23 protein-coding genes are annotated in these 20,157 nt (G+C 63.8%); 6 read left to right on the forward strand and 17 right to left on the reverse strand.

The genetic code is table 11. The features are described 5' to 3' along the window. The 3 genes from SX1_RS13940 to SX1_RS13950 all read left to right on the forward strand — a co-directional run. The coding region (locus SX1_RS13940; RefSeq protein WP_019053485.1) for a threonine synthase at positions 1-1,169 on the forward strand (1,169 nt) is incomplete at its 5' end. A gap of 89 nt (positions 1,170-1,258) precedes the next feature. Beyond that, positions 1,259-1,891 carry a PadR family transcriptional regulator gene (locus SX1_RS13945; RefSeq protein WP_019053486.1) on the forward strand — a complete coding sequence of 211 codons (633 nt, stop codon included), beginning with the start codon at positions 1,259-1,261 and terminating at the stop codon, positions 1,889-1,891. Between the two features lie 4 nt (positions 1,892-1,895). After that, positions 1,896-2,174, forward strand: coding sequence for a DUF2218 domain-containing protein (locus SX1_RS13950; protein ID WP_017181397.1), 279 nt, complete (start codon positions 1,896-1,898; stop codon positions 2,172-2,174). Between the two features lie 36 nt (positions 2,175-2,210). Here the strand turns inward: SX1_RS13950 and SX1_RS13955 are convergent, their stop codons facing one another. Both SX1_RS13955 and SX1_RS13960 read right to left on the reverse strand, forming a co-directional pair. After that, positions 2,211-3,341 (reverse strand): M14 family metallopeptidase, encoded by a 1,131-nt coding sequence (locus SX1_RS13955; RefSeq protein ID WP_019053487.1) that lies wholly within the window; start codon positions 3,339-3,341, stop codon positions 2,211-2,213. Then, the gene (locus tag SX1_RS13960) at positions 3,338-3,937 is read right to left on the reverse strand and encodes a hypothetical protein (RefSeq protein ID WP_026149772.1); all 600 of its coding nucleotides are present in this window, start codon (positions 3,935-3,937) and stop codon (positions 3,338-3,340) included. The genes SX1_RS13955 and SX1_RS13960 overlap by 4 nt, the downstream gene beginning before the upstream one ends. A gap of 199 nt (positions 3,938-4,136) precedes the next feature. Between SX1_RS13960 and ykgO the strand changes: the two genes are divergently transcribed. Next, positions 4,137-4,262: a type B 50S ribosomal protein L36 gene (ykgO, locus tag SX1_RS13965; protein ID WP_003046794.1), complete on the forward strand. Its 126-nt coding sequence runs from the start codon at positions 4,137-4,139 to the stop codon at positions 4,260-4,262. A 243-nt stretch (positions 4,263-4,505) separates the two neighbouring features. Here ykgO and SX1_RS13975 read toward each other — a convergent pair whose 3' ends face one another. From SX1_RS13975 to SX1_RS14015, 8 genes are all read right to left on the reverse strand, one after another. Then, positions 4,506-6,032, reverse strand: coding sequence for a M56 family metallopeptidase (locus SX1_RS13975; RefSeq protein ID WP_019053490.1), 1,527 nt, complete (start codon positions 6,030-6,032; stop codon positions 4,506-4,508). Beyond that, entirely contained in the window at positions 6,029-6,397 is a 369-nt protein-coding gene (locus SX1_RS13980; protein ID WP_026002094.1) for a BlaI/MecI/CopY family transcriptional regulator, read from the reverse strand. The genes SX1_RS13975 and SX1_RS13980 overlap by 4 nt, the downstream gene beginning before the upstream one ends. A 364-nt stretch (positions 6,398-6,761) precedes the next feature. Further along, the gene (grxD, locus tag SX1_RS13985; protein ID WP_017181403.1) at positions 6,762-7,094 is read right to left on the reverse strand and encodes a Grx4 family monothiol glutaredoxin; all 333 of its coding nucleotides are present in this window, start codon (positions 7,092-7,094) and stop codon (positions 6,762-6,764) included. Between the two features lie 57 nt (positions 7,095-7,151). Then, the gene (locus tag SX1_RS13990) at positions 7,152-7,385 is read right to left on the reverse strand and encodes a BolA family protein (RefSeq protein WP_026002095.1); all 234 of its coding nucleotides are present in this window, start codon (positions 7,383-7,385) and stop codon (positions 7,152-7,154) included. A gap of 10 nt (positions 7,386-7,395) precedes the next feature. Further along, on the reverse strand, positions 7,396-7,719 hold the full coding sequence (locus tag SX1_RS13995) for a DUF1476 domain-containing protein (RefSeq protein WP_017181405.1): 324 nt from the start codon (positions 7,717-7,719) through the stop codon (positions 7,396-7,398). A 57-nt stretch (positions 7,720-7,776) separates the two neighbouring features. Then, positions 7,777-8,385, reverse strand: coding sequence for a 3-isopropylmalate dehydratase small subunit (gene leuD, locus SX1_RS14000; protein WP_017181406.1), 609 nt, complete (start codon positions 8,383-8,385; stop codon positions 7,777-7,779). A gap of 109 nt (positions 8,386-8,494) precedes the next feature. Further along, positions 8,495-9,946, reverse strand: coding sequence for a 3-isopropylmalate dehydratase large subunit (gene leuC / locus SX1_RS14010; RefSeq protein ID WP_019053491.1), 1,452 nt, complete (start codon positions 9,944-9,946; stop codon positions 8,495-8,497). Between the two features lie 90 nt (positions 9,947-10,036). Continuing rightward, positions 10,037-10,723 (reverse strand): glutathione S-transferase family protein, encoded by a 687-nt coding sequence (locus SX1_RS14015; RefSeq protein ID WP_026149773.1) that lies wholly within the window; start codon positions 10,721-10,723, stop codon positions 10,037-10,039. Between the two features lie 197 nt (positions 10,724-10,920). Here SX1_RS14015 and SX1_RS14020 point away from each other — a divergent pair, with 197 nt between their 5' ends. Then, on the forward strand, positions 10,921-12,729 hold the full coding sequence (locus SX1_RS14020; RefSeq protein ID WP_019053493.1) for a DUF885 domain-containing protein: 1,809 nt from the start codon (positions 10,921-10,923) through the stop codon (positions 12,727-12,729). A gap of 208 nt (positions 12,730-12,937) precedes the next feature. Here the strand turns inward: SX1_RS14020 and SX1_RS14025 are convergent, their stop codons facing one another. Next, complete coding sequence (locus SX1_RS14025; protein ID WP_019053494.1) at positions 12,938-14,533, reverse strand: isocitrate lyase; 1,596 nt, start codon at positions 14,531-14,533, stop codon at positions 12,938-12,940. A 142-nt stretch (positions 14,534-14,675) separates the two neighbouring features. Here SX1_RS14025 and SX1_RS14030 point away from each other — a divergent pair, with 142 nt between their 5' ends. Then, entirely contained in the window at positions 14,676-16,073 is a 1,398-nt protein-coding gene (locus SX1_RS14030; protein ID WP_019053495.1) for a helix-turn-helix domain-containing protein, read from the forward strand. On the opposite strand, the gene SX1_RS14035 is transcribed toward SX1_RS14030, so the two are convergent. The 6 genes from SX1_RS14035 to SX1_RS14060 all read right to left on the reverse strand — a co-directional run bounded on the left by SX1_RS14035 (position 16,070) and on the right by SX1_RS14060 (position 20,142). Beyond that, positions 16,070-16,264 carry a hypothetical protein gene (locus tag SX1_RS14035; protein ID WP_026149774.1) on the reverse strand — a complete coding sequence of 65 codons (195 nt, stop codon included), beginning with the start codon at positions 16,262-16,264 and terminating at the stop codon, positions 16,070-16,072. The genes SX1_RS14030 and SX1_RS14035 overlap by 4 nt on opposite strands. A 138-nt stretch (positions 16,265-16,402) precedes the next feature. After that, entirely contained in the window at positions 16,403-17,341 is a 939-nt protein-coding gene (locus tag SX1_RS14040; RefSeq protein ID WP_019053497.1) for a right-handed parallel beta-helix repeat-containing protein, read from the reverse strand. A 136-nt stretch (positions 17,342-17,477) separates the two neighbouring features. Further along, positions 17,478-17,939 carry an SRPBCC domain-containing protein gene (locus tag SX1_RS14045; protein WP_019053498.1) on the reverse strand — a complete coding sequence of 154 codons (462 nt, stop codon included), beginning with the start codon at positions 17,937-17,939 and terminating at the stop codon, positions 17,478-17,480. After that, positions 17,936-18,733, reverse strand: coding sequence for a VOC family protein (locus SX1_RS14050; protein WP_019053499.1), 798 nt, complete (start codon positions 18,731-18,733; stop codon positions 17,936-17,938). The genes SX1_RS14045 and SX1_RS14050 overlap by 4 nt, the downstream gene beginning before the upstream one ends. 22 nt (positions 18,734-18,755) lie before the next feature. Further along, positions 18,756-19,118, reverse strand: coding sequence for a DUF1428 domain-containing protein (locus SX1_RS14055; protein ID WP_019053500.1), 363 nt, complete (start codon positions 19,116-19,118; stop codon positions 18,756-18,758). Positions 19,119-19,227: 109 nt separating this feature from the next. Further along, positions 19,228-20,142: a hypothetical protein gene (locus tag SX1_RS14060; protein ID WP_019053501.1), complete on the reverse strand. Its 915-nt coding sequence runs from the start codon at positions 20,140-20,142 to the stop codon at positions 19,228-19,230. Between the last annotated feature and the right edge of the window lie 15 nt (positions 20,143-20,157).

Here is a 20,157-nt window from a genome sequence, read left to right on the forward strand (position 1 = left end):
GCCACTATCCGGCAGACAAGCTGCATGGCCTGTCCGCGGCGGGAAAGCCGCTGCTGGTCCGTTACGATCTGGACGGGGTGCGGGCAGCGCTGACCAAGGATGTCCTGGCGCAGCGGCCGATGGACCTTTGGCGCTGGCGCGAATTGCTGCCGGTGCGCAACACCAGCAACATCGTCAGCCTGGGCGAAAATGCCACGCCCCTGGTCGCCCTGTCGCGCACTGCCGCGCGATTGGGTGGCGCGCATCTGATCGCCAAGGATGAGGGCCGCCTGCCGACTGCATCGTTCAAGGCCCGCGGGCTGGTGATGGCGGTTTCGATGGCGAAAGAGCTGGGCGTGACCCAGATCGCGATGCCCACCAACGGCAATGCCGGCGCAGCGCTGGCCGCCTATGCCGCTGTCGCCGGGATGGAAGCGATCATCTTTTGCCCGGATGACACGCCGGAAATCAATGTACGCGAAATCGCGGCGCAGGGTGCGCGCGTCTATCGCGTCAACGGGCTGATCGACGATTGCGGCGCGATCGTCGGGCAAGGGGCGAAGGAACGTGGCTGGTTCGATTTTTCGACGCTGAAGGAGCCCTACCGGATCGAGGGCAAGAAAACGATGGGGCTGGAACTGGCCGAACAGCTGGACTGGGAATTGCCCGACGCAATCTTCTATCCCACTGGCGGCGGCACCGGGCTGATCGGCATGTGGAAGGCGTTTGATGAGCTGGAGCAGATTGGCTTTATCGGGTCTAAACGCCCCAAAATGTTCGCGGTGCAAGCGGAAGGCTGTGCGCCGATGGTCCGCGCTTTCGATGCAGGCGTGGAATTTGCCGAACGGTGGGAGGATGCCCACACCATCGCGATGGGCATTCGCGTGCCGCGCGCGGTCGGCGACTTCCTGATCCTGCGGGCCGTTCGGGACAGCGGTGGCGCGGCGCTGGCGGTGTCGGATGCCGCGATCATGGCAGCGGTGCGCGACGTGGCGCGGGACGATGGCCTGCTGCTTTGCCCGGAAGGCGGCGCAACGCTGGCCGCCTACAGCCGCGCATTGGACGAAGGGCTGATCGGACGCGAGGATCGCGCAGTGCTGTTCAACTGTGCCAGCGGGCTTAAATATCCGCTGGAGGATCATTCGCGCCGGCTCGACCGGCATAGGGCCATCGATTTCGCTGCTCTCTGACAGTCATCCACAAAAGATATATCTTAACGCTTGACACTCGATATTTTTACGATATATCTCAGTGCATCTTGAAACGTACTGAAAGATGAATGATGCATTTCCATTACACATATGACGGCCGGGGCGGTCGTCACCATGAGCATGGCCAGCGCGGCCATCGGCGCTTTGCCGGCCCTGAAGGCTTTGGTCGGAGCGGTTTCGGACGGGGCGACGGTCCCCGTGGGAGCGGGCCATTGGGCGGCGGCGGACGCGGCGGTGGTCGGCGGCGCTTGTTCGACAATGACGCGCTCAAGCTGATCCTGCTCAAGCTGATCGCCGACATGCCACGCCATGGCTATGACCTGATCCGGGAGATTGAAAGCCTGTCGGGCGAGGTCTATGCGCCCAGCCCCGGCGTCGTCTATCCCACGCTGACGCTGCTGGCCGATATGGGCCTGATCGCCGAACAGCCGGGACAGGGCAGCCGCAAGCTGTTTGCGATTACCGACGAAGGCACGGCCTATCTGGACGAGCATAAGGCCGGGCTGACGCTGGTGATGGAGCGAATCGCGTCGCTGGCGCAAAAAGCCGAACGCACCGACAGCGCCCCCGTCCGCCGGGCCATGCACAATCTGCGCATGGCGATACAGGGTCGGCTGGAAAAGGAAGGGGCCGACGCCCAGACCATGTTCGACGTCGCGTCCCTGATCGACGAAGCCGCCACCAAAATCGAAAGGCTCTGACGCGATGACGCTGACCGCTCATATCCCCACGGCCAATGCCAGCCGTTACCTTCAACAATTGTGCAAGCATTGGAGCCACAAGTTCGAAACGGAGTTCGACCCGCAATCGGGCATCATCGCCTTCCCGATGGGACCGATCCGCATGGCCGCGCAGGACGATGCGCTGGTCGTGACGATTGATCCGACCCCGGACGCAGATGTGGCGGCTTTCAAGAAAGTCGTGGCGGACCATCTTGATCGCTTTGCGTTTCGGGAAGCGCCGCTGACCTTTGACTGGAAATAGGCTGCGCGTTCCCGCCGGCGCGGGAACACTTCATTCCTAGATTTCCCCGATCATCTCCGCCAGCACGGCCAGACAATCCTTGCCCAGTTGCGCGGAACGGGCAGGCGACCAGCCGAAATCGGCGTCGGGCAGGTCGTCATTATCCTTGAACGGCATTTCCAGCGTCATCGCCACCGCGCCAAAGCGTTCGGCAAGCTGGTTGGTGGACATGGACAGGTTCGCCCGCCCCTCCCCCGCCACAGGATAGCCAAGCCGCGTCTGGAAATCCGGCGTGCGCGCCGCCAGCGTGTCGCGATAACGATGGTAGAGGGTCAGTTGCCGTTCCGTGATGGAAGGGATGCCTTCAAAGCCGGCGATGAATACCGCCGGGATCGCTTCGTCGCCATGCACGTCCAGGGCGAGGTCGACGCCGGTTTCGTCCATCGCCGCGCGGACCAGAAATACCTCCGGGCTACGCTCCATCGACGGTTCGTGCCATTCGCGATTGAGGTTCACGCCCGCCGCGTTGGTGCGCAAATGGCCGCGGCGGCTGCCGTCCGGGTTCATATTGGGCACCAGATGGATCGTCGCCTGTTGCCTGAGCAAACGCGCGACCGAATCCTCTTCGTCGCACAGCCGTTCCAGCGCGCCTTCCATCCACCATTGCGCCATGGTTTCGCCCGGATGCTGACGGGCATAGAGCCACACCTGTTTGGGACCGTCGCCTATGGTCAGCAGGTCGAGCGGCTGGCCATCCAGCGTCAGCCCCAGTTCGCGGTGGGTGACGCCCGGCTGGCTGGCGGCAAAGGCGATCAGATCATGGTGGCGCTCCATCGAATAGGGCGCGAAATAGGCGACCCATAGCGCATTGCTGTCCGGTTCCAGCCGAATCGTGAGCGTGCCGTCGGCATAGCTGGTATCGGCCTGGGTCCAGCTTTCGCGATCCTCGCTGATCCGCGCCCTGTAGCCGGTCCAGCCATCGGGATAGGCCGACCCGGCACAATTGACGATCGCCAGTTCCACCGATCGCCCGGCGGCGTTGGCGAGCCGAAAATGGAACCATTGATAGAAATCGCTCTGATGGTCGGTCACGATTTCCAGCTCGGCGCGAACATGCTCCGGCGTGTCGGTGATGGAAAGGACGCGGATATTGCCGCTGTCGAATGCGCTGGTGATGGATATGGTCATTTGACGGTTATAGTGCGGCCGGATTCGCCCGGATAGCCCTCGATCAGCGCAGCGCTCAGCTTTTGTGCGGCGAGGCCCGGCTGCGCGGCTGGCGTGCCTTCGCGCGCCTCCGTCAACGCACGCCCTTCCCAGATCATCGTCGAATCGGCGCGGCGGCGAAGCTGAACGTGCAGTTCGGTCGTCACAATGTCTTTCGGCTTGCCCGACAGGTTGATGCCGACGCCCACGCCCATGCCGGAAAAGCCGCCGCTGCCGATTCCACCGCCCACGCCGACGCTGACTGGCCGGTCACTGCCACGGTCGACGCCCGACGGGCGAAAGCTGCGGCGGAAAGCGACGCTGGCGACATAGTCGCTGGTCTCCCCTGCCGATACGGGCGTGAAGCCGACACGCTGCCATTCCTGCGCCACGGCGGCGGCATAGGTGCGGAATTCCAGGCTGACGTCGGGATTGCCGCGCATTTCCTCCACCGCGATCGTGCCGCTGCGTGCGGGATTGCCGATATGGAAGCGCGTAACCTCCACCGGGGGAATCGCCGTGGCACATGCGCTGAGGGACAGGGCAAGGCTGGCGGCGAGGATAAGGCGCTTGGACATGGCATCTACTCCAACGGGGGCATATCCGCTAAACGACGCGAACAGCATAATTCCTTCAACGCTCCAAGCCATCAACTTGCTGCATGAAGGATGAACGGGGGCAAAAGTCTTGCCAGTGGACTTGACTTAAGCCCTCTCCGCCCATAGGGGCAGCGCTTCGATTTTCCGCTAAAGCCAGATTCTAAGAAGGCAGACTTCCATGAAGATCCGCAACTCGCTCAAGTCGCTCAAGGACCGTCATCGCGATAACCGCGTGATCCGCCGTCGCGGCCGTACCTATGTGATCAACAAGACCAACCGCCGCTTCAAGGCCCGCCAGGGCTAAAGCCATGCGGTGAGGCCCGCCACCGTCGATCGCGACGGTGCGGCGGCGCCTTTCCAATGTCGGACCTGCGTGTCCTGTCCGAGCGCCTGATCGATGCCGATCAGGCGCTCGACGCATTTGTGCGCCATTGTGCCGTCGCGCCGACGGCCTGATCTAGCCGCGACGCAAAAAAAGCCATCCACGGGCGGACCCATGGATGGCTTTCGCCTGTACAATCCGGGTGACCCGGTCGAACGGGCCGGGTCAGTCCCCCTGCCCGTCAATCTTGGCAATTTCGTCGTCCAGATCGCGCAGCACGTCGGCGCGGACGCGGTCGGTCATATGCGCGGTCCTTGCGACCTGGGCGCGGGCCGCCACCAGTCCCGCGCGCGCCGCGCGATGGGCCTGCGCTTCGATCTGCGCCTGACAGATGCGCACGCGGATGGTGCGGCGACCGTCGCCATCCACGCTTTCACGCTGGCTGACGGTCTGGCTGCCCTCACAGCCGTTGCGGACGTCGACCCGCGGTACCATGCGGCGGATTTCGGCGTCGGTCGGGATATGGTGGCGCTCGACCCGGCCATCGGCATGGGTGACGATGATGGCGCCCTTTTCCTCCCGAACGGTTACGGGCGGCACATGGGGAACGGGCGGGACGGGCGCGACCGGCGCGACCATATCCGCGGCAGGGACGATCGGAGCGGGTGGCGCAGGCGGCGGTGCGACGGCCATGTCGGTGTCGATAGTCGCTGCTGTCGGGACGGCTGCAACGTCGGGAACGTCTGGCGTCTGCGGCACGCTGGCGGCGGCGGGTTTGGCGACCAGATCGGACAGGCGTGCAAAGTCTGCGGTTTCCACCGTGTCGCTGATGGCGGCCATCTGCTGCGCGGCGCGGCTGCCCGACGCCGTGAGCGCGAGGCCCGTAGCCGTCACCATCGCGACGGCGGCCATGCCCCAGCTGATCCGGTGGAGTGAAATTTCGTGGCGCGAGAGCATGATGAGCCTCCCCTTCAATGTTGTAATACGAGTGAGATGACAGGCGGCGGCGAACTGACGGCCACCAGCGGCCTTCAGGATCGCGCGACCATAAATATGGGCCTGATCCTGGCCATAAAGCGCCAGTACGCGGGCGTCGCAGGCCGTTTCCTGATCGGCGCGATAGGCACGATAGGCGATCCAGGCGATGGGATTGCACCAGTGGATGGCGAGCAGCGCGAGCGCAATCATGTTCGCGGCCAGATCACCATGGGCATGATGGGCGCGTTCATGCGCAATCGCCATTTCCTGTTCCAGCGCGTCATAGCGCAGCGCAAAATCGGCGGGCAGCACGATGAAGGGTTTGAGCACACCGAAGGCAAGCGGGCCGCTGGCGTGGGGGCTGGTGATCAGACGGATACGGCCTTCCTCGCCAATCGGCGTGGCGCCGGTGAGCATGTGCCGCCGGAACCGCGCATAGCCGACCGCCTGTATGACAAGGAAAGCCAGCATCCCGGCAAACCAGATGCCGATGCCGACCTCCAGCCAGGGAAAGCTCGCCTCCGCCGCCACCTGCGGCGCGGGCGCAATGGCCAGCAGATCGGGCAGGCCCGCCTGATCGACGGCGACATGCAAGGGAGAGGGGCTGGCGACGTCGCCGGGCAGCGCGGGCAGCAGCATTCGCGCAAACGGCACCGCCCAAAGGCAATAGGCGGCCCCCGCCCCCAGCCAGCGCGCCACCGGCCGTCGCAACAACATGACCAGCGCCATCAGCAGCGTCGTGGCAATCAGCGTTTCAACCATCCAGACGCTCATGATTTCAGCCCTTTCAGGATTGCCTCAAGCTCGGCAATGTCATCGTCGCTCAACTGATCCTGGCTGGCCAGCTGCGCGACCAGCGGCGACACCCGCCCGCCGAACAGCCGGTTGACCAGCCGTCCCGATTCGCTGGCGACATAATCCTCCCGCGCGACAAGGGGCCGATAGAGGAAGCGGCGGCCATCCTGATCGGCGGCGATCACATCCTTGGCCATCAGCCGCGACAATAATGTCTTGACCGTCTGGGCGCTCCAGTCGCGCGCGGCGGTGACGCGATCGGCCACGTCATTGGCGGTCAGCGGCGACTGTTCCCACAGCGCCTCCATCACCACCAGTTCGGCTTCGCTGATCTTTTCACCCACTTGCGCCACGCGACTCTCGCTTCCTTTTCCAACTACAGATGTAGTCGCATTGATTACGACTGTAGTCAATAGCGATAAGACCGCCCGGTAGACGGCGCTCGACGCAGCGTGAAAATGTCGGGATTTTTGACAAAAGCCTGTCGGCGGCACGCGCCGTTAACCCTTGTAACCGCGGATTTGCGCGCTCCGATCATTGTGGCACGGCGGTTGCAGCTTTCATTGCATAACCCACCGTGTAACTACCCTGGGGGTGCTGCCAGGTCTCCGTCGGCACCCCCAACCCGGTGAATCCCCCCATAATCGGCACAAAAAAAGGCGGCCCGATCAACGGACCGCCCTGCATGGCAGTATATTTCGGTCAGGATCAGCTGGCCGCAGCGACCCCCTGGTCCGTCATCAACTGGTGCAGTTCGCCAGCTTCATACATTTCCATCATGATGTCGCTGCCGCCGATAAATTCGCCCTTCACATAAAGCTGGGGGATGGTCGGCCAGTCGGAAAAGGCCTTGATCCCCTGCCGCACGGCCTGGTCCTGCAAGACGTCGACCGTTTCATACGCGACGCCGAGATGTTCGAGGATCGCGATGGCGCGGCTGGAAAAGCCGCATTGGGGGAAGAGCGGCGTACCCTTCATGAAGAGCACCACGTCATTGGCGCCCACGATTTCGGCAATCCGCTGATGCACGGCGTCGGTCATGATCGAAAGTCCATTCCTGTCTGGCACCGCTTGTGGGCGCGAATCTGTGATGCGTGTCTAGTTGGGAACCGCGGTGGTCAGTTGCAAGGCGTGCAGTACGCCGCCCATCCGTCCACCAAGCGCCGCGTAAACGGCGCGCTGCTGCGCCACCCGGCTCATCCCGCGGAAACTTTCCGACACCACCCGCGCGGCATAATGGTCGCCATCCCCAGCGAGATCGGTAATTTCGACATCGGCATCGGGAATCGCCGCGCGGATCATGGCGGCAATGTCATCGGCGGCCATTGGCATCGGTCGTGCCTTACTGCGCTTCGATGAACATGCGGCGGGCGACCACCGCTTGTTCTTCCAGCGCGGCGCGCACGCCCGGCTCGTCAATGTCGATACCGGCCGACGTCATGTCGCCCACCAGCTTGCGGATGACGTCTTCGTCACCGGCTTCCTCGAAATCGGCCTGCACCACCGCCTTGGCATAGGCATCGGTTTCTTCCGGCGTCAGCCCCATCTTGGCCGCCGCCCATTCCCCCAGCAGGCGGTTGCGGCGCGCCTGGATGCGGAACTGCATTTCCTGATCATGCGCGAACATATTTTCAAAGGCCCGTTCGCGATCGTCGAAAGTCGTCATGCCCAAAAGCCCCACTGAAACCTGATGGTAGAAAAAGAGATAGGAAGAAGCGCGTCGTTACGCAACGACGGGGATGGTCCAGGGGCGATCCTGCGCCATTTTTGCTTCATAGACGCCAATGCCATCGGCATCGCCCAGCGTCAGGCCGATTTCATCCAGTCCCCCCATCAGGCAATGTTTGCGGAACGGGTCAATATCGAAGCTGAAACGATCCTGAAACCGGGTCGTGACCGTCTGCTGTTCCAGATCGACATGGATTTCGTCGGGCGTCCCTGCCGGGCCTTGCGCGACTTCCATCAGCCGATCGATCGCCTGCTGCGGCAGAACGACGGTCAAGATGCCGTTCTTGAACGCATTGCTGGAAAAAATGTCGGAAAAGCTGGGCGCGATCACCACCCGGATGCCCAGATCGTCCAGCGCCCAGGCGGCATGTTCGCGGCTGGAGCCACAGCCGAAATTGTCGCCTGCAATCAGGATCGGGCTACCGGCATAGGCCGGATCGTCAAAGACGTTGCCCGGCTCCTTGCGCAGCACTTCAAACGCGCCCTTGCCCATGCCGTTGCGCGAAATCGTCTTGAGCCAGTGCGACGGAATGATGATGTCGGTGTCGACATTCTTCATCCCGAACGGATAGGCCTTGCCCTCAACCGTCGTCAGCTTGTCCATCAGCGCGCCTGCTTTGCTTCCGTGGCGGGAATATCCTCGGCCCGACCCAGCGTCGCGGCCATCGCCGCGCTTGCCAATGCGCCCAGCGTGAGCAGCCAGAAGATCTTTTTCACAGTGCCATCCCCTCTTCTTTTTTCAACAGTTCGCGCACGTCGGTCAGCCGGCCGGTGATCGCCGCCGCCGCCGCCATTGCAGGCGATACCAGATGCGTGCGCGCGCCCGGTCCCTGACGGCCCATGAAGTTGCGGTTGCTGGTCGATGCGCAGCGCTCGCCGGACGGCACCTTGTCCGGGTTCATGCCGAGGCAGGCCGAACAGCCCGGCTCGCGCCATTCAAAGCCCGCCTGGGTGAAGATGCGGTCCAGCCCCTCGGCTTCGGCCTGCCGCTTGACCAGACCCGATCCCGGCACCACCATGGCGTGCTTGATGCCGCTGGCGATGTGCCGCCCGTCGAGCAAAGCCGCAGCAGCACGCAGATCCTCGATCCGGCTGTTGGTGCAACTGCCGATAAAGACATGCTCGATCGCCACGTCGGCCAGTTTCTGTCCGGCGGTCAGCCCCATATAGTCGAGCGACTTTTGCGCCGCCGCCCGCTTGGACGCGTCCTCGAAACTGTCGGGGTTCGGGACCACGCCCGTCACCGCGACGACATCTTCAGGGCTGGTGCCCCAGGTCACGGTCGGCACGATGTCGGCGGCGTCGATGACCACCGTCTTGTCGAAAACGGCCCCTTCGTCGGTCGCCAGCGTGCGCCACCAGGCGACGGCAGCATCCCAGTCGGCCCCCTTGGGCGCCATCGGGCGGCCTTTCAGATAGGCGAAAGTCGTTTCGTCAGGCGCGAACAAGCCCGACCGCGCACCGGCCTCGATCGACATATTGGCGACGGTCAGCCGCCCCTCGATCGACATGTCGCGGAACACCGAGCCGCGATATTCCATGACATAGCCGGTGCCTCCAGCGGTGCCGATATGGCCGCAAATCGCCAGCGCGACATCCTTGGGGGTTACGCCAAAGCCCAGTTCGCCTTCGACCACGACCTCCATCGTCTTCGATTGTTTGAGCAGCAATGTCTGCGTCGCCAGCACATGCTCGACCTCCGACGTGCCAATGCCGAAGGCCAGTGCACCCAGCGCGCCATGCGATGATGTATGACTGTCGCCGCATACCAGGGTCGTGCCCGGCAGGGTGAAGCCCTGTTCCGGCCCCACGACATGGACGATGCCCTGTTCCACATCGGCGTCGCCGATCAGGCGGATGCCGAATTCGGGGGCATTGCGTTCCAGCGCGGCGAGTTGCTGCGCGCTTTCCGGGTCGGCGATCGGGATGCGATTGCCATCGGCGTCGCGGCGCGGCGTGGTGGGCAGATTGTGATCCGGCACGGCCAGCGTCAGGTCCGGCCGCCGCACCGTTCGCCCGGCCAGGCGAAGCCCCTCAAACGCCTGTGGCGACGTCACCTCATGCACGAGGTGGCGATCAATATAGATCAGGCAGGTGCCATCCGGGCGGCGCTCGACGACATGCGCGTCCCAGATCTTCTCATAGAGGGTGCGGAGCTTAACCATAGTGGTTCCCCCCCTAGACCCGGAAAGATCGGGGGAAAAGGGGGAAGCGGGTAGTAAACGACACTTTTGTCCATCTGGTCGGCAACAAAGTTACACAGCGCGATAATCCGCGACGATCCGTCCGGCAGCGCCGATCTCTGCCTCATGACTGTCTTCACGCCATGTCTCTGCCAATGCGGCCTTTTCCCATGCCTGCATGGCGGGCAATGCGAGCATATGATCGACCCAGGCCTGCCCCACAGGGCCAACATCCAGACCATAGGTGCGTACGCGGAATGCGACCGGGGCGTAGAAGGCATCGACGGCGGTGAAGGCCGAACCGGCCAGGAACGGTCCGCCGAAGCGCGCCAGACCTTCGGACCAAAGCTCCGCCAGACGCGCAATGTCCCGGTTGAGCGCGGGTGAATGCATATGCGGCTCGACCCGTACCCCGACATTCATCGTGCAATCATTGCGCAGGGTCGCAAAGCCGCTGTGCATTTCCGCCGTCCCGCATTGCGCCCAGGCGCGCGCGGCTTCGTCTGTGGGCCAGACGGCCGGATGGCGATCGGCGAGATAGAGGGTGATGCCCAGCGAATCCCAGACGGTGCGGTCGCCATCGATCAGCGCAGGCACCTGTCCCGTCGGCGAAAAACTGCGGAATGCGGCATAATTGCTGGCCTGCGCAAAGGGCTCGATCCGGTCGATGAAGGGGATGCCGAGCGCGGTCATCAACAACCAGGGGCGCAGCGACCAGCTGCTGTAATTGCGGTTGGCGGTGATGAGTGTGTAGGGCATGGCATGGCTCCGCTGATACAGGCAGGTCCAGCCGTATCGCATGGGCATGGGGCCGTATAGCCGCAACCAGCGACGCAAAGCATAAGGCTGGCTTATCTGAGGCAAGACCTAGCCAAGCCCTTGGAAGGGCGGCACAAGGGGGCATCACGGGCGTTACATCATTATCGCCCTTCCCCAGACAGACGGAGTTTCCTGTCGTGAACCGACGCCAATTCCTTGCCACCAGCGGCGCGACCGCACTGACGGCCGCCGCCACCCCCGCCTTTGCCCAGCCCGCTACGGCCGATGCCCGGCTGCGCGCCATGCTCGATGGCTTCTTTTACGAACGGCTGGCGGATTCGCCCGAACAGGCCACCCGGCTTGGCCTCGACACCGGGGAGCGCGCGGCGCTGCGGGGCAAGCTGAGCGACACGTCCGCCGCCGGGGTCGCGCGCGACCTGGCGCGCAGCAAGGCGCAGGCACGGCAACTCGCCAGCATCGACCGCGCGGCCTTGAGCGATGCGTCGAAGCTAGATTACGACGTCGTCACTTACCAGCTTGCGCGCTCTATTGGCGGCGAACGCTTCGGCTATGGCGAGACGGCGGGCCGCTATGCGCCCTATGTGCTGAGCCAGTTGACCGGCAGCTATCGCGAGACGCCTGACTTTCTGGATTCGCAACATCGGGTCAGGGATGCGGCGGATGCCGATGCCTATCTGGCCCGACTGGAAGCCTTCCCAGCGTCCATGGACGGCGAACTTGCGCGGCAGAAGGCGGATGCCGCCAAGGGTGTGTTCGCGCCCGACTATATTCTCGACACGACGCTCAAGATGCAGGCTGCGCTGCGCGATCAGCCGGCCGCGCAAACGGTCTTTGTCGCGTCCTTCGCAAAGAAACTTGCTGCCGCTGGCCTGCCGCCCGAACGTGCGGCACTGGCTGAAAAGATCGTGGCGGAAAAGATATTCCCCGCGCTCGACCGGCAGCGCGCGCTGGTGCAGGCATTGCGGGCCAAGGCCAGCCATGACGCGGGCGTATGGCGTCTGCCCGACGGCGAAGCCTTTTACGCCGCCGCCGCCGAAGCGGCGACCACCACCGCGCTGACCGGCGATGAAATCCATCAGATCGGCCTGGATCAGGTGGCGCAGATCAGCGCACGCATCGACACGATCCTGAAGGGCGAAGGGATGAGCCAGGGGAGCGTCGGCGAGCGTCTGGTCGCGCTGAACCAGCGCCCCGACCAGTTGTTTCCCAATACCGATGCGGGCCGAGAGGCGCTGCTGGCGCAACTGAACCTTCAGATCATCGCCATGCAAAAGCGGCTGGGCGAAGCCTTCAACACCGTGCCCAAGGCGCCGGTCGAGGTCCGCCGCGTTCCCGTGACGATCCAGGCGGGGGCACCGGGCGGCTATTATCAGAACGCCTCGCTCGATGGGTCGCGCCCCGCCATCTATTATATCAACCTGCGCGACACGTTCGACCGGCCCAAATTCGGGCTGGCGACGCTGACCCATCATGAGGCAGTGCCGGGTCATCATCTGCAAGTGTCGGTCGCGCTGGAATCGGACGCCATTCCGATGATCCGGCGACGCGGCGGCTATAGCGGCTATTCGGAAGGCTGGGCGCTCTATTCCGAGCAGTTGGCTGACGAAATGGGGATGTTCGACGGCGATCCGCTGGGGCAGGTCGGCTATCTCCAGTCGTTGCTGTTCCGCGCGACACGGCTGGTCGTGGACTCAGGGATGCACGTCAAACGGTGGAGCCGGGAAAAGGCGACCGACTATCTGATCGCCACCACCGGCATCGCAAGGGGTCGTAGTCAGGGCGAGATCGACCGCTACACCGTCTGGCCGGGACAGGCGTGCAGCTACAAGATCGGCCACACGGTCTGGAACGATTTGCGCGCCGAGGTGAAGAAGAAGCAGGGCGCCGCTTTCGACATCAAGGCGTTTCACGACGTGCTGACGCTGGGCGCGATGCCGCTCGACATATTGAAGAAGACGGTGCGGCAGCGGGCAGGCATTGTTTGACGCCAAGAAGCGATTGAAACGCAGCGTGTTCCCGCGCAGGCGGGAATCCAGTTCAGACGGCGGGACTGGGTTCCCGCCTGCGCGGGAATACCAACACCCACTAAAACGGAAAGAACGACCCGACGGTGCGCCGCCGGGTCGTCAAGTCCTTCCACCCAAATCGCGGAGGAGTGTCGAGTACCCCGCGAACTGGCTAGTTCAGCAGCCGTCAGGCCGCAAACTGGTTCATCGTGTTGTGGACGCCGCCCGCCTTGAGCGCGGCTTCACCGGCGAAATAATCCTTGTGATCGTCGCCAATGTCGCTGCCGCTCATATTCTGATGCTTCACGCAGGCGATGCCCTGACGGATTTCCTTGCGCTGGACGCCCTCGACATAGCCGAGCATCCCTTCTTCGCCGAAATAGGTCTTGGCCAGATTGTCGGTGCTGAGCGCCGCGGTGTGATAGGTCGGCAGGGTGATCAGGTGGTGGAAAATCCCCGCCCGCGCCGCTGCATCCTTCTGGAAGGTCCGGATCCTGTCATCCGCTTCCCGGCCCAGATCCGTGTCGTCATAATCGACACTCATCAGGCGCGCCCGGTCATAGGCGCTGACATCCTTGCCCGCTTCGACCCATGCATCATAGACCTGCTGGCGGAAGTTCAGCGTCCAGTTGAAGCTGGGCGAATTGTTATAGACCAGCTTGGCATTGGGGATGACTTCGCGGATGCGGTCGACCATCGAGGCGATCTGCTCGATATGCGGCTTTTCCGTTTCGATCCACAGCAGGTCCGCGCCATTCTGGAGCGAGGTGATGCAGTCGAGGACGCAGCGGTCTGCGCCAGTGCCTTCGCGGAACTGGAACAGGTTGCTGGGCAGGCGCTTGGGCCGCAGCAGCTTGCCATCGCGGTTCAGGATGACGTCGCCATTCTTCGCCCTCGCGGGGTCAATCTCCTCGCAATCCAGGAAGCTGTTATACTGGTCGCCAATGTCACCCGGTTCCTTGCTGACCGCGATCTGCTTGGTGAGGCCCGCGCCCAGCGAGTCGGTGCGGGTGACGATGATGCCATCGTCAACGCCCAGTTCCAGAAAGGCGTAGCGGCAGGCGCGAACCTTGGCGAGGAAGTCCTCATGCGGCACCGTGACCTTGCCGTCCTGATGACCGCACTGCTTTTCGTCGCTGACCTGATTTTCGATCTGGAGCGCGCAAGCGCCCGCCTCGATCATCTTCTTGGCGAGCAGGTAGGTCGCCTCCGCATTGCCGAAGCCTGCGTCGATATCCGCGATGATCGGAACGACATGGGTTTCATAATTGTCGATCGCGTGGGTCAGGCGCTGAGCCTCGACCGCGTTGCCGCTTTCGCGCGCCTTGTCGAGATCGCGGAACATCAGGCCCAGTTCGCGGGCGTCGGCCTGCTTGAGGAACGTGTATAGTTCCTCGATCAGCGCGGGAACGCTGGTCTTTTCATGCATCGACTGGTCAGGCAGCGGGCCGAAGTCGCTGCGCAGCGCCGCGACCATCCAGCCCGACAGGTACAGATATTTCTGCTTGGTCGTGCCGAAATGCTTCTTGATCGCGATCATCTTCTGCTGACCGATGAAGCCGTGCCAGCAGCCGAGCGACTGGGTGTAGTTGGCAGGGTCCAGATCATAGGCGGCCATATCGCGGCGCATGACGCCAGCGGTATATTTCGCAATGTCGAGGCCGGTGTTGAAACGGTTTTGCAGCTTCATGCGCGCGACGGATTCGGCATTGATGCCGTCCCAGGTGCCGGGATGGCTGCCGATGAGCTGCTGCGCCTTTGCGATATTGTCCTGATAGGTCATGAGCCGTCCTTGCGTGGGAAGTGAGCTGTTGCGGCATGCCCTAATCCCCTCTGTTGCAGTGCGGCAGTCCTGCTGAAGTTCAGTTGTCGATCTTTACAAATTTATGCTGTAAAGTTGTAAAGTCTGCACAGGAGCCGCTGCAATGCGCAAGGATAGCCCGGTTTATATGGGGCCGCGATTGCGGCGGTTGCGTCGCGACCTTGGCCTGACCCAGGCCGATATGGCTGCTGATCTGGACATTTCCGCCTCTTATGTCGCGCTGCTGGAGCGCAACCAGCGGCCGCTGACGGCCGATATGCTGCTGCGACTCGCGCGGACCTACAAGCTGGATATGGCGGAGGTGGCGGGCGATGGCGGCGCGGAGCAGACCGCGCGACTGCATGCGGTGCTGAAAGACCCGATGTTCGCCGATCTGGACCTGCCAACTCTCGCCACCGGGGATGTCGCGGTCAATTATCCCGGTATTACCGAAGCACTACTGCGGCTCTACACCAGCTACAGGGAGGAGCATCTGGCGCTCGCCGACCGCGCTGTTGGGCAGGATGCGCCGGAGGAAGTTCCCGATCCGGTGGCCGAATCGCGCCGCTTCCTGGCCGCCCGCCGCAACAGTTTTCCGCTGCTCGACGATGCGGCGGAAAAGCTGGCGGCGGAAGCGGAGGCCGAGGGCGGGCTGACGGCATGGTTGCGCGTCAAACACAATCTGCGCGTCCGCCGCCTGCCGTCAGACGTCATGGCCGGATCATTGCGCCGCTATGACCGGCATCGCGATGCGGTGCTGCTGGACGATACGCTCGACACCGCCAGTTCGCAATTCCAGCTGGCGCTTCAGATCGCCTATCTGGAGATGCGCAAAAGTTTCGACGCGATCCTGAAGGACGGCCAGTTTGCCGGGGAAAGCGGCCGCAGGCTCGCCCGGCGGGCGCTGGCCAGCTATGGGGCGGCGGCGATCCTGATCCCCTATTCCGCCTTCGCCAAGGCGGTCGAAACGCGGCGCTACGATGTCGAGGCGCTGGCGCGGCAGTTCGGCACCAGTTTCGAGCAGACCGCGCATCGGCTGACCACCTTGCAGAAACCGGGACAGGAGCGGGTGCCCTTCTTCTTCCTGCGCGTCGATCCGGCGGGCAATGCGTCCAAGCGGCTCGACGGGGCAGGATTTCCCTTTGCCCGCCATGGTGGCTCCTGCCCGCTCTGGTCGGTGCATCGGGTGTTCGAGACGCCGCGGGAAGTCGTTACCCAATGGCTCGAACTGCCGGACGGGCAGCGCTTCTTCTCGATCGCCCGGACCGTCACGGCGGGCGGCGGCGGCTGGGGCGCGCCAAGGGTGGAGCGGGCGATTGCGCTCTGCTGCGCGGCCGAGCACGCCCATCGGCTGGTCTATACGCAGGACCAGCCGACGCCGGACCCGACCCCGATCGGCGTCACCTGCCGCCTGTGCCATCGTCCCCAGTGCCTGGCCCGCTCCGCCCCGCCGATCGGGCGGGACATGCTGCCCGACGATTATCGCCGGACCCGCGCGCCCTTCGGCTTTGCCGACGGCTAGGATTCGATCAGGTCGAGATAGGCGACCACGTCATTGTCGGTCGCCAGATACAGGCCGTCCTGCGTTTCCTGCGTCTGCTGTTCGGCCACGCGCAGCGCTTCGCTCAAGGGGCCGTACATCAATGTCGTCGCGCCGCCATCGTCACCCAGATGGTAAAGCCGGACGGCGGCGCTGTCATAGGTGGTTCGCATGATCGCAGTATCCGACGACCCATTGTTCGACACAACCCCATATCCCGCCCATCCTGAGCTTGTCGAAAAGTCGTCCTCTGGCACAACAAAAGCATGGCTTCCGGCAGGCTCAGCCCGGACGAGGGCTGCGATAATCCTCTATCGCCGGTCCTTGACCTTCATGCTTGGCGCAAGGTCATTCGCGCCGATCCGCACCGCGTCGTCGGTGAAGTTGGCGACGAAGGTGGAATTGCGCTCCAGGCCAGGCACGAAACCCGCCTTGTTACCTTCGATCACCAGCCCCGCGCTTCCATGTTCGCGGCCTTCGGTGGCGACGGTGATGAAGGCGGACCAATTATCCTTGTCCTTGCCCTGCACCATCTCATTGCCGCTGATGATGCCGCTCGCGCCGTTGGACAGGTCGATCATGTAATTGGTGAGCTTGCCGCCGCTATCGTCGAAGCTGTTGCCGGTGATGGTGACGCGGGCGGTGCGGGTCTTGAGATAATGGCCGCCATCGCCAAGGTCGAACCGGCTGTTGGTGACGGTCAGTGCCGCCAGACGCCCGATATAGACGCCATGGGCGCAATCCAGATCGCGGTCGCAACGGCCCAGATGACGGAAGGTCGATTTGTCGATGCTGACCTGCCCGCCATCATAATCGCCGGTCAATATGCCTTCCTCGCTATTGCGGAACAGGCTGTTGCGGACGGTCAGGTTGCCGCTTTCCAGGCGGATGCCTGCGCCATTGCCATCGGGCACGCGGATATTCTGAAAGATGATGCCGTCGACCGTGCTCGCCCGCCCGCGCAGCACCAGGGCCGCCTTGCCCTCGCACGGGACGCCGTCGAAAATCACCGTGCCGGGCGTCGCGGCGCGAATGGTGACATCGCCGCCCTGCTGGACACCACATTGGTGATAGGTGCCCGGCGCAACGACCACCGTGCCGCGCCCATCGCCGATCGCGCCCAGCGCATCGGCCAGCGAGCCAAAGGCGCGGCCCGATTCGGCAAGCGTGAAAGGGGCGGGATTGCCCTGCGCCAGCGCGGTCGAGGCGATGGCGGCGGAGACGAGGAGGCTGGTGGACAGGATGCGCATGGCGGTAAGGATAGGCGCGCGCGACGCAGCGACCAAGACAGGAACGGGGTTAACGCCGCCCTGCCCCGCTATGGGACAGAGTAGCGGATAAAGGTTGCGGTCTGCGGTGAGGCCGTAGCGACGTCGGCGAAGGGCGTTATCCCGCCGCGCCCTCGCACAAGGCCTTGAACTGCGCCATCATCTGATCCCAGCCGGGATGGAAGCCCATTGCCTCATGGCGGGCCTTGGCTTCTGCGTCCCAATGACGAGCAATGGCGGTGAAGCGGGTGGCTTCGCCCTCGTCCGCGAAGGTCCAGATGGCGGTCATGAAGGGCGTTTGCGGAACCCAGCCTGCGGCATAGGCGTCAGTGGTGACAACCCGCTGGCCCGGCACCACCTCCAGAAAAACGCCCTCCATCGGGCCGGTTTCCTCTCCATCCGGCCCGAACATCTGGACCGCGCTGCGACCGCCGGGGCGCAAATCTTCCTCGATGACTTCGGCCCGCCAGGGTTTGGGACAGAACCATTCCGCCTTGCGGTCGGTCCACACCGCCCAGCATGTCGCGCGCGGGGCTGCGATGGTGCAACTGACCGACAGCTCATGCGCGCCCTCGCTCATGCCGCTTCCGCCCCGCGCGCGCCCACCAGCGCGAACATCGCGCCCTGCGGGTCGCGCGCCTGGATGATCCAGCTGCCGCCGGGCACTTCGGACGGGCCATTGAGAATGGTGCCGCCGCCTGCGGTGACGCGCTGCGCCGCGGCGTCAATGTCGGCCACGACATAGTAGAAGAGCCAGAGCGGCACGGGCATTTCCTTGGGGAGAGGCATGATGCCCCCGGTCATGCTCGTAAAATCGCCGCCGCCCGTTTGGGAGATGAGTTGATAGACGCCCATGTCGCCCATATCCATGGCGTCGCCTTTGGCCCAGCCGAACTGGCCGGTGTAGAAGGCCATGTCGGCGTCGAAATTGCCGCTGTAAAGTTCGTGCCAGCCGACATGGCCCAGCGCCATGGGCGACGGCGCATCCACGCCATCAGGGCTGGAGCCTTTGAGCAGCATGAATGTCGCGCCGCCCGGATCGCCCATCACCGCGAAACGGCCAACGCCCGCAATATCTTCCGCCGGGCGCTTGATCCTGCCCCCTGCCGCGACCAGCCGCGCGGCATCCGCATCGACATCGGCCGAGGCGATATAGCCACCCCACCAGGGGGTCATGCCGCAATCCCTGGCCTCATCCGGGATGGCCATCACCCCGCCCAACGGCCCGGCGCTGCCGACGACCAGCGTATAGCCGCCATCCTCGCCGAACGGCATAGTGGTCCAGCCTATGACATCGCTGTAGAAAGCGAGCGCCGCCTGCGGGTCGCTGGTCATCAGCTCGACCCAGAAAAATTGCCCGTTGCGATCAGTCATTGTCCATCTCCCGCCCAGCGGCTCAGGCCTTTTCGTCGACCAATACCGAAAAGCCGCCATAGATGAGGCGTGCGCCGCTGAACGGCATGTCCTGCCCATCCTCCGGCTTCATCCGCTCGTCGGCCATGACCTTGGCCGATCCGGCGTCGCGGGTTTCCTTGTCGGGCCATTCGATCCAGGAGAACACGACATCTTCCCCTTCCTCGGCCATTACGGCCGTGCGGAAGTCGTTGACCTTGCCCGGCTTTATATCGTCACCCCAGCATTCGACCACGCGGATCGCGCCATGTTCGATGAAGATCGGCGCGGCCATGGCGGCCAGATCGCGATAGGCTTGCCTGTTGCCCTTGGGCACCGGGATCACGAAACCGTCCATATAGGCCATCGTCTCTCTCCTCCTTGGCCCCGCGATGCGCCGGCATGCGGGCTAACTGTCAAACGACTCGCCGGTCATGATGCGCCCGCCACTGCTCATGCGCAACGGCGGGGGGCGCTCATTCGGTATTGGTCGGCAGCGGCTGAACCATCAGCTTTGGACCCGGCGTGGCGGGCTGGGTTGGCGCTGCGGCAGGCGGACGGGCCGGCTGTGCCGCAGGTGCCGCATCGGGCGGTGGCGGCAGGTTTTGCTGGATCGCGCTCGTCACGCTGGGGGCAAAGCCCTGGCGGGGCGCCTCGCCCGGCGGCACGGGCGGCGGGGGCAGCGGGCTGGGCACCGCCCATACGGTCACCGTTCCGCCAAAGCGCGATTGCCATTCGGCCAGCCGCCGCAGATAATCCGCATAGGCCGCGTAGAAATCCTGAAACGGTTTTTCGAGTTCGGCCAGCGCGGTCGGGGCATAGTCCAGCAGGGCGCTGGATGGCATCGCCAACAGCTTGGCCCCCACCGCTTCGGCCACCGGGCAAAAGCTTTTCATGACGGGCGGCAGCGAGAAGAAATTATAGACGGTGGTGTTGAGCCGTTCACGCGCGCCGAACCCGGCGGCGCCATAGGCGACCTTGTAATTGCGATCGACCGCTTCGTTGGCCTGCGTCAATATGGGGCCGTGAACATGCAGCAGGCGATTATATTGCAGACGCGCAAGATCGGCAGAGCTGCGGCAGGATAGCGCCGCGACGTTCAGCGCCATGCGGACATGCCATAGCGCCGTGTTCGACGTGACCTTGCGATTGGGGGTCAGATATTTGCCATCCTGAATTTCCGGGATGCTCATATTTTCCACCGCGCCCATGGGCGGACGAGGCCTGACCGTTTCGACCAGCGGCGGCGGCGGCGTGGGTGGCGGGGGCGGCGCGACAGGGGTCGAACAGGCCGCCAGCACGGCCAGCGACACAAGCGAAAGACGGCCATAAAAACGGCGCAGGACGATCATCAATTTCTCCGATGGGCTGCGCACCGTCATGCCGGGCATTCCGGCCGGAGGAAA

It is taken from the genome of Sphingobium xenophagum NBRC 107872, from assembly GCF_000367345.1.
In the GTDB taxonomy this organism is placed as follows: domain Bacteria; phylum Pseudomonadota; class Alphaproteobacteria; order Sphingomonadales; family Sphingomonadaceae; genus Sphingobium; species Sphingobium xenophagum.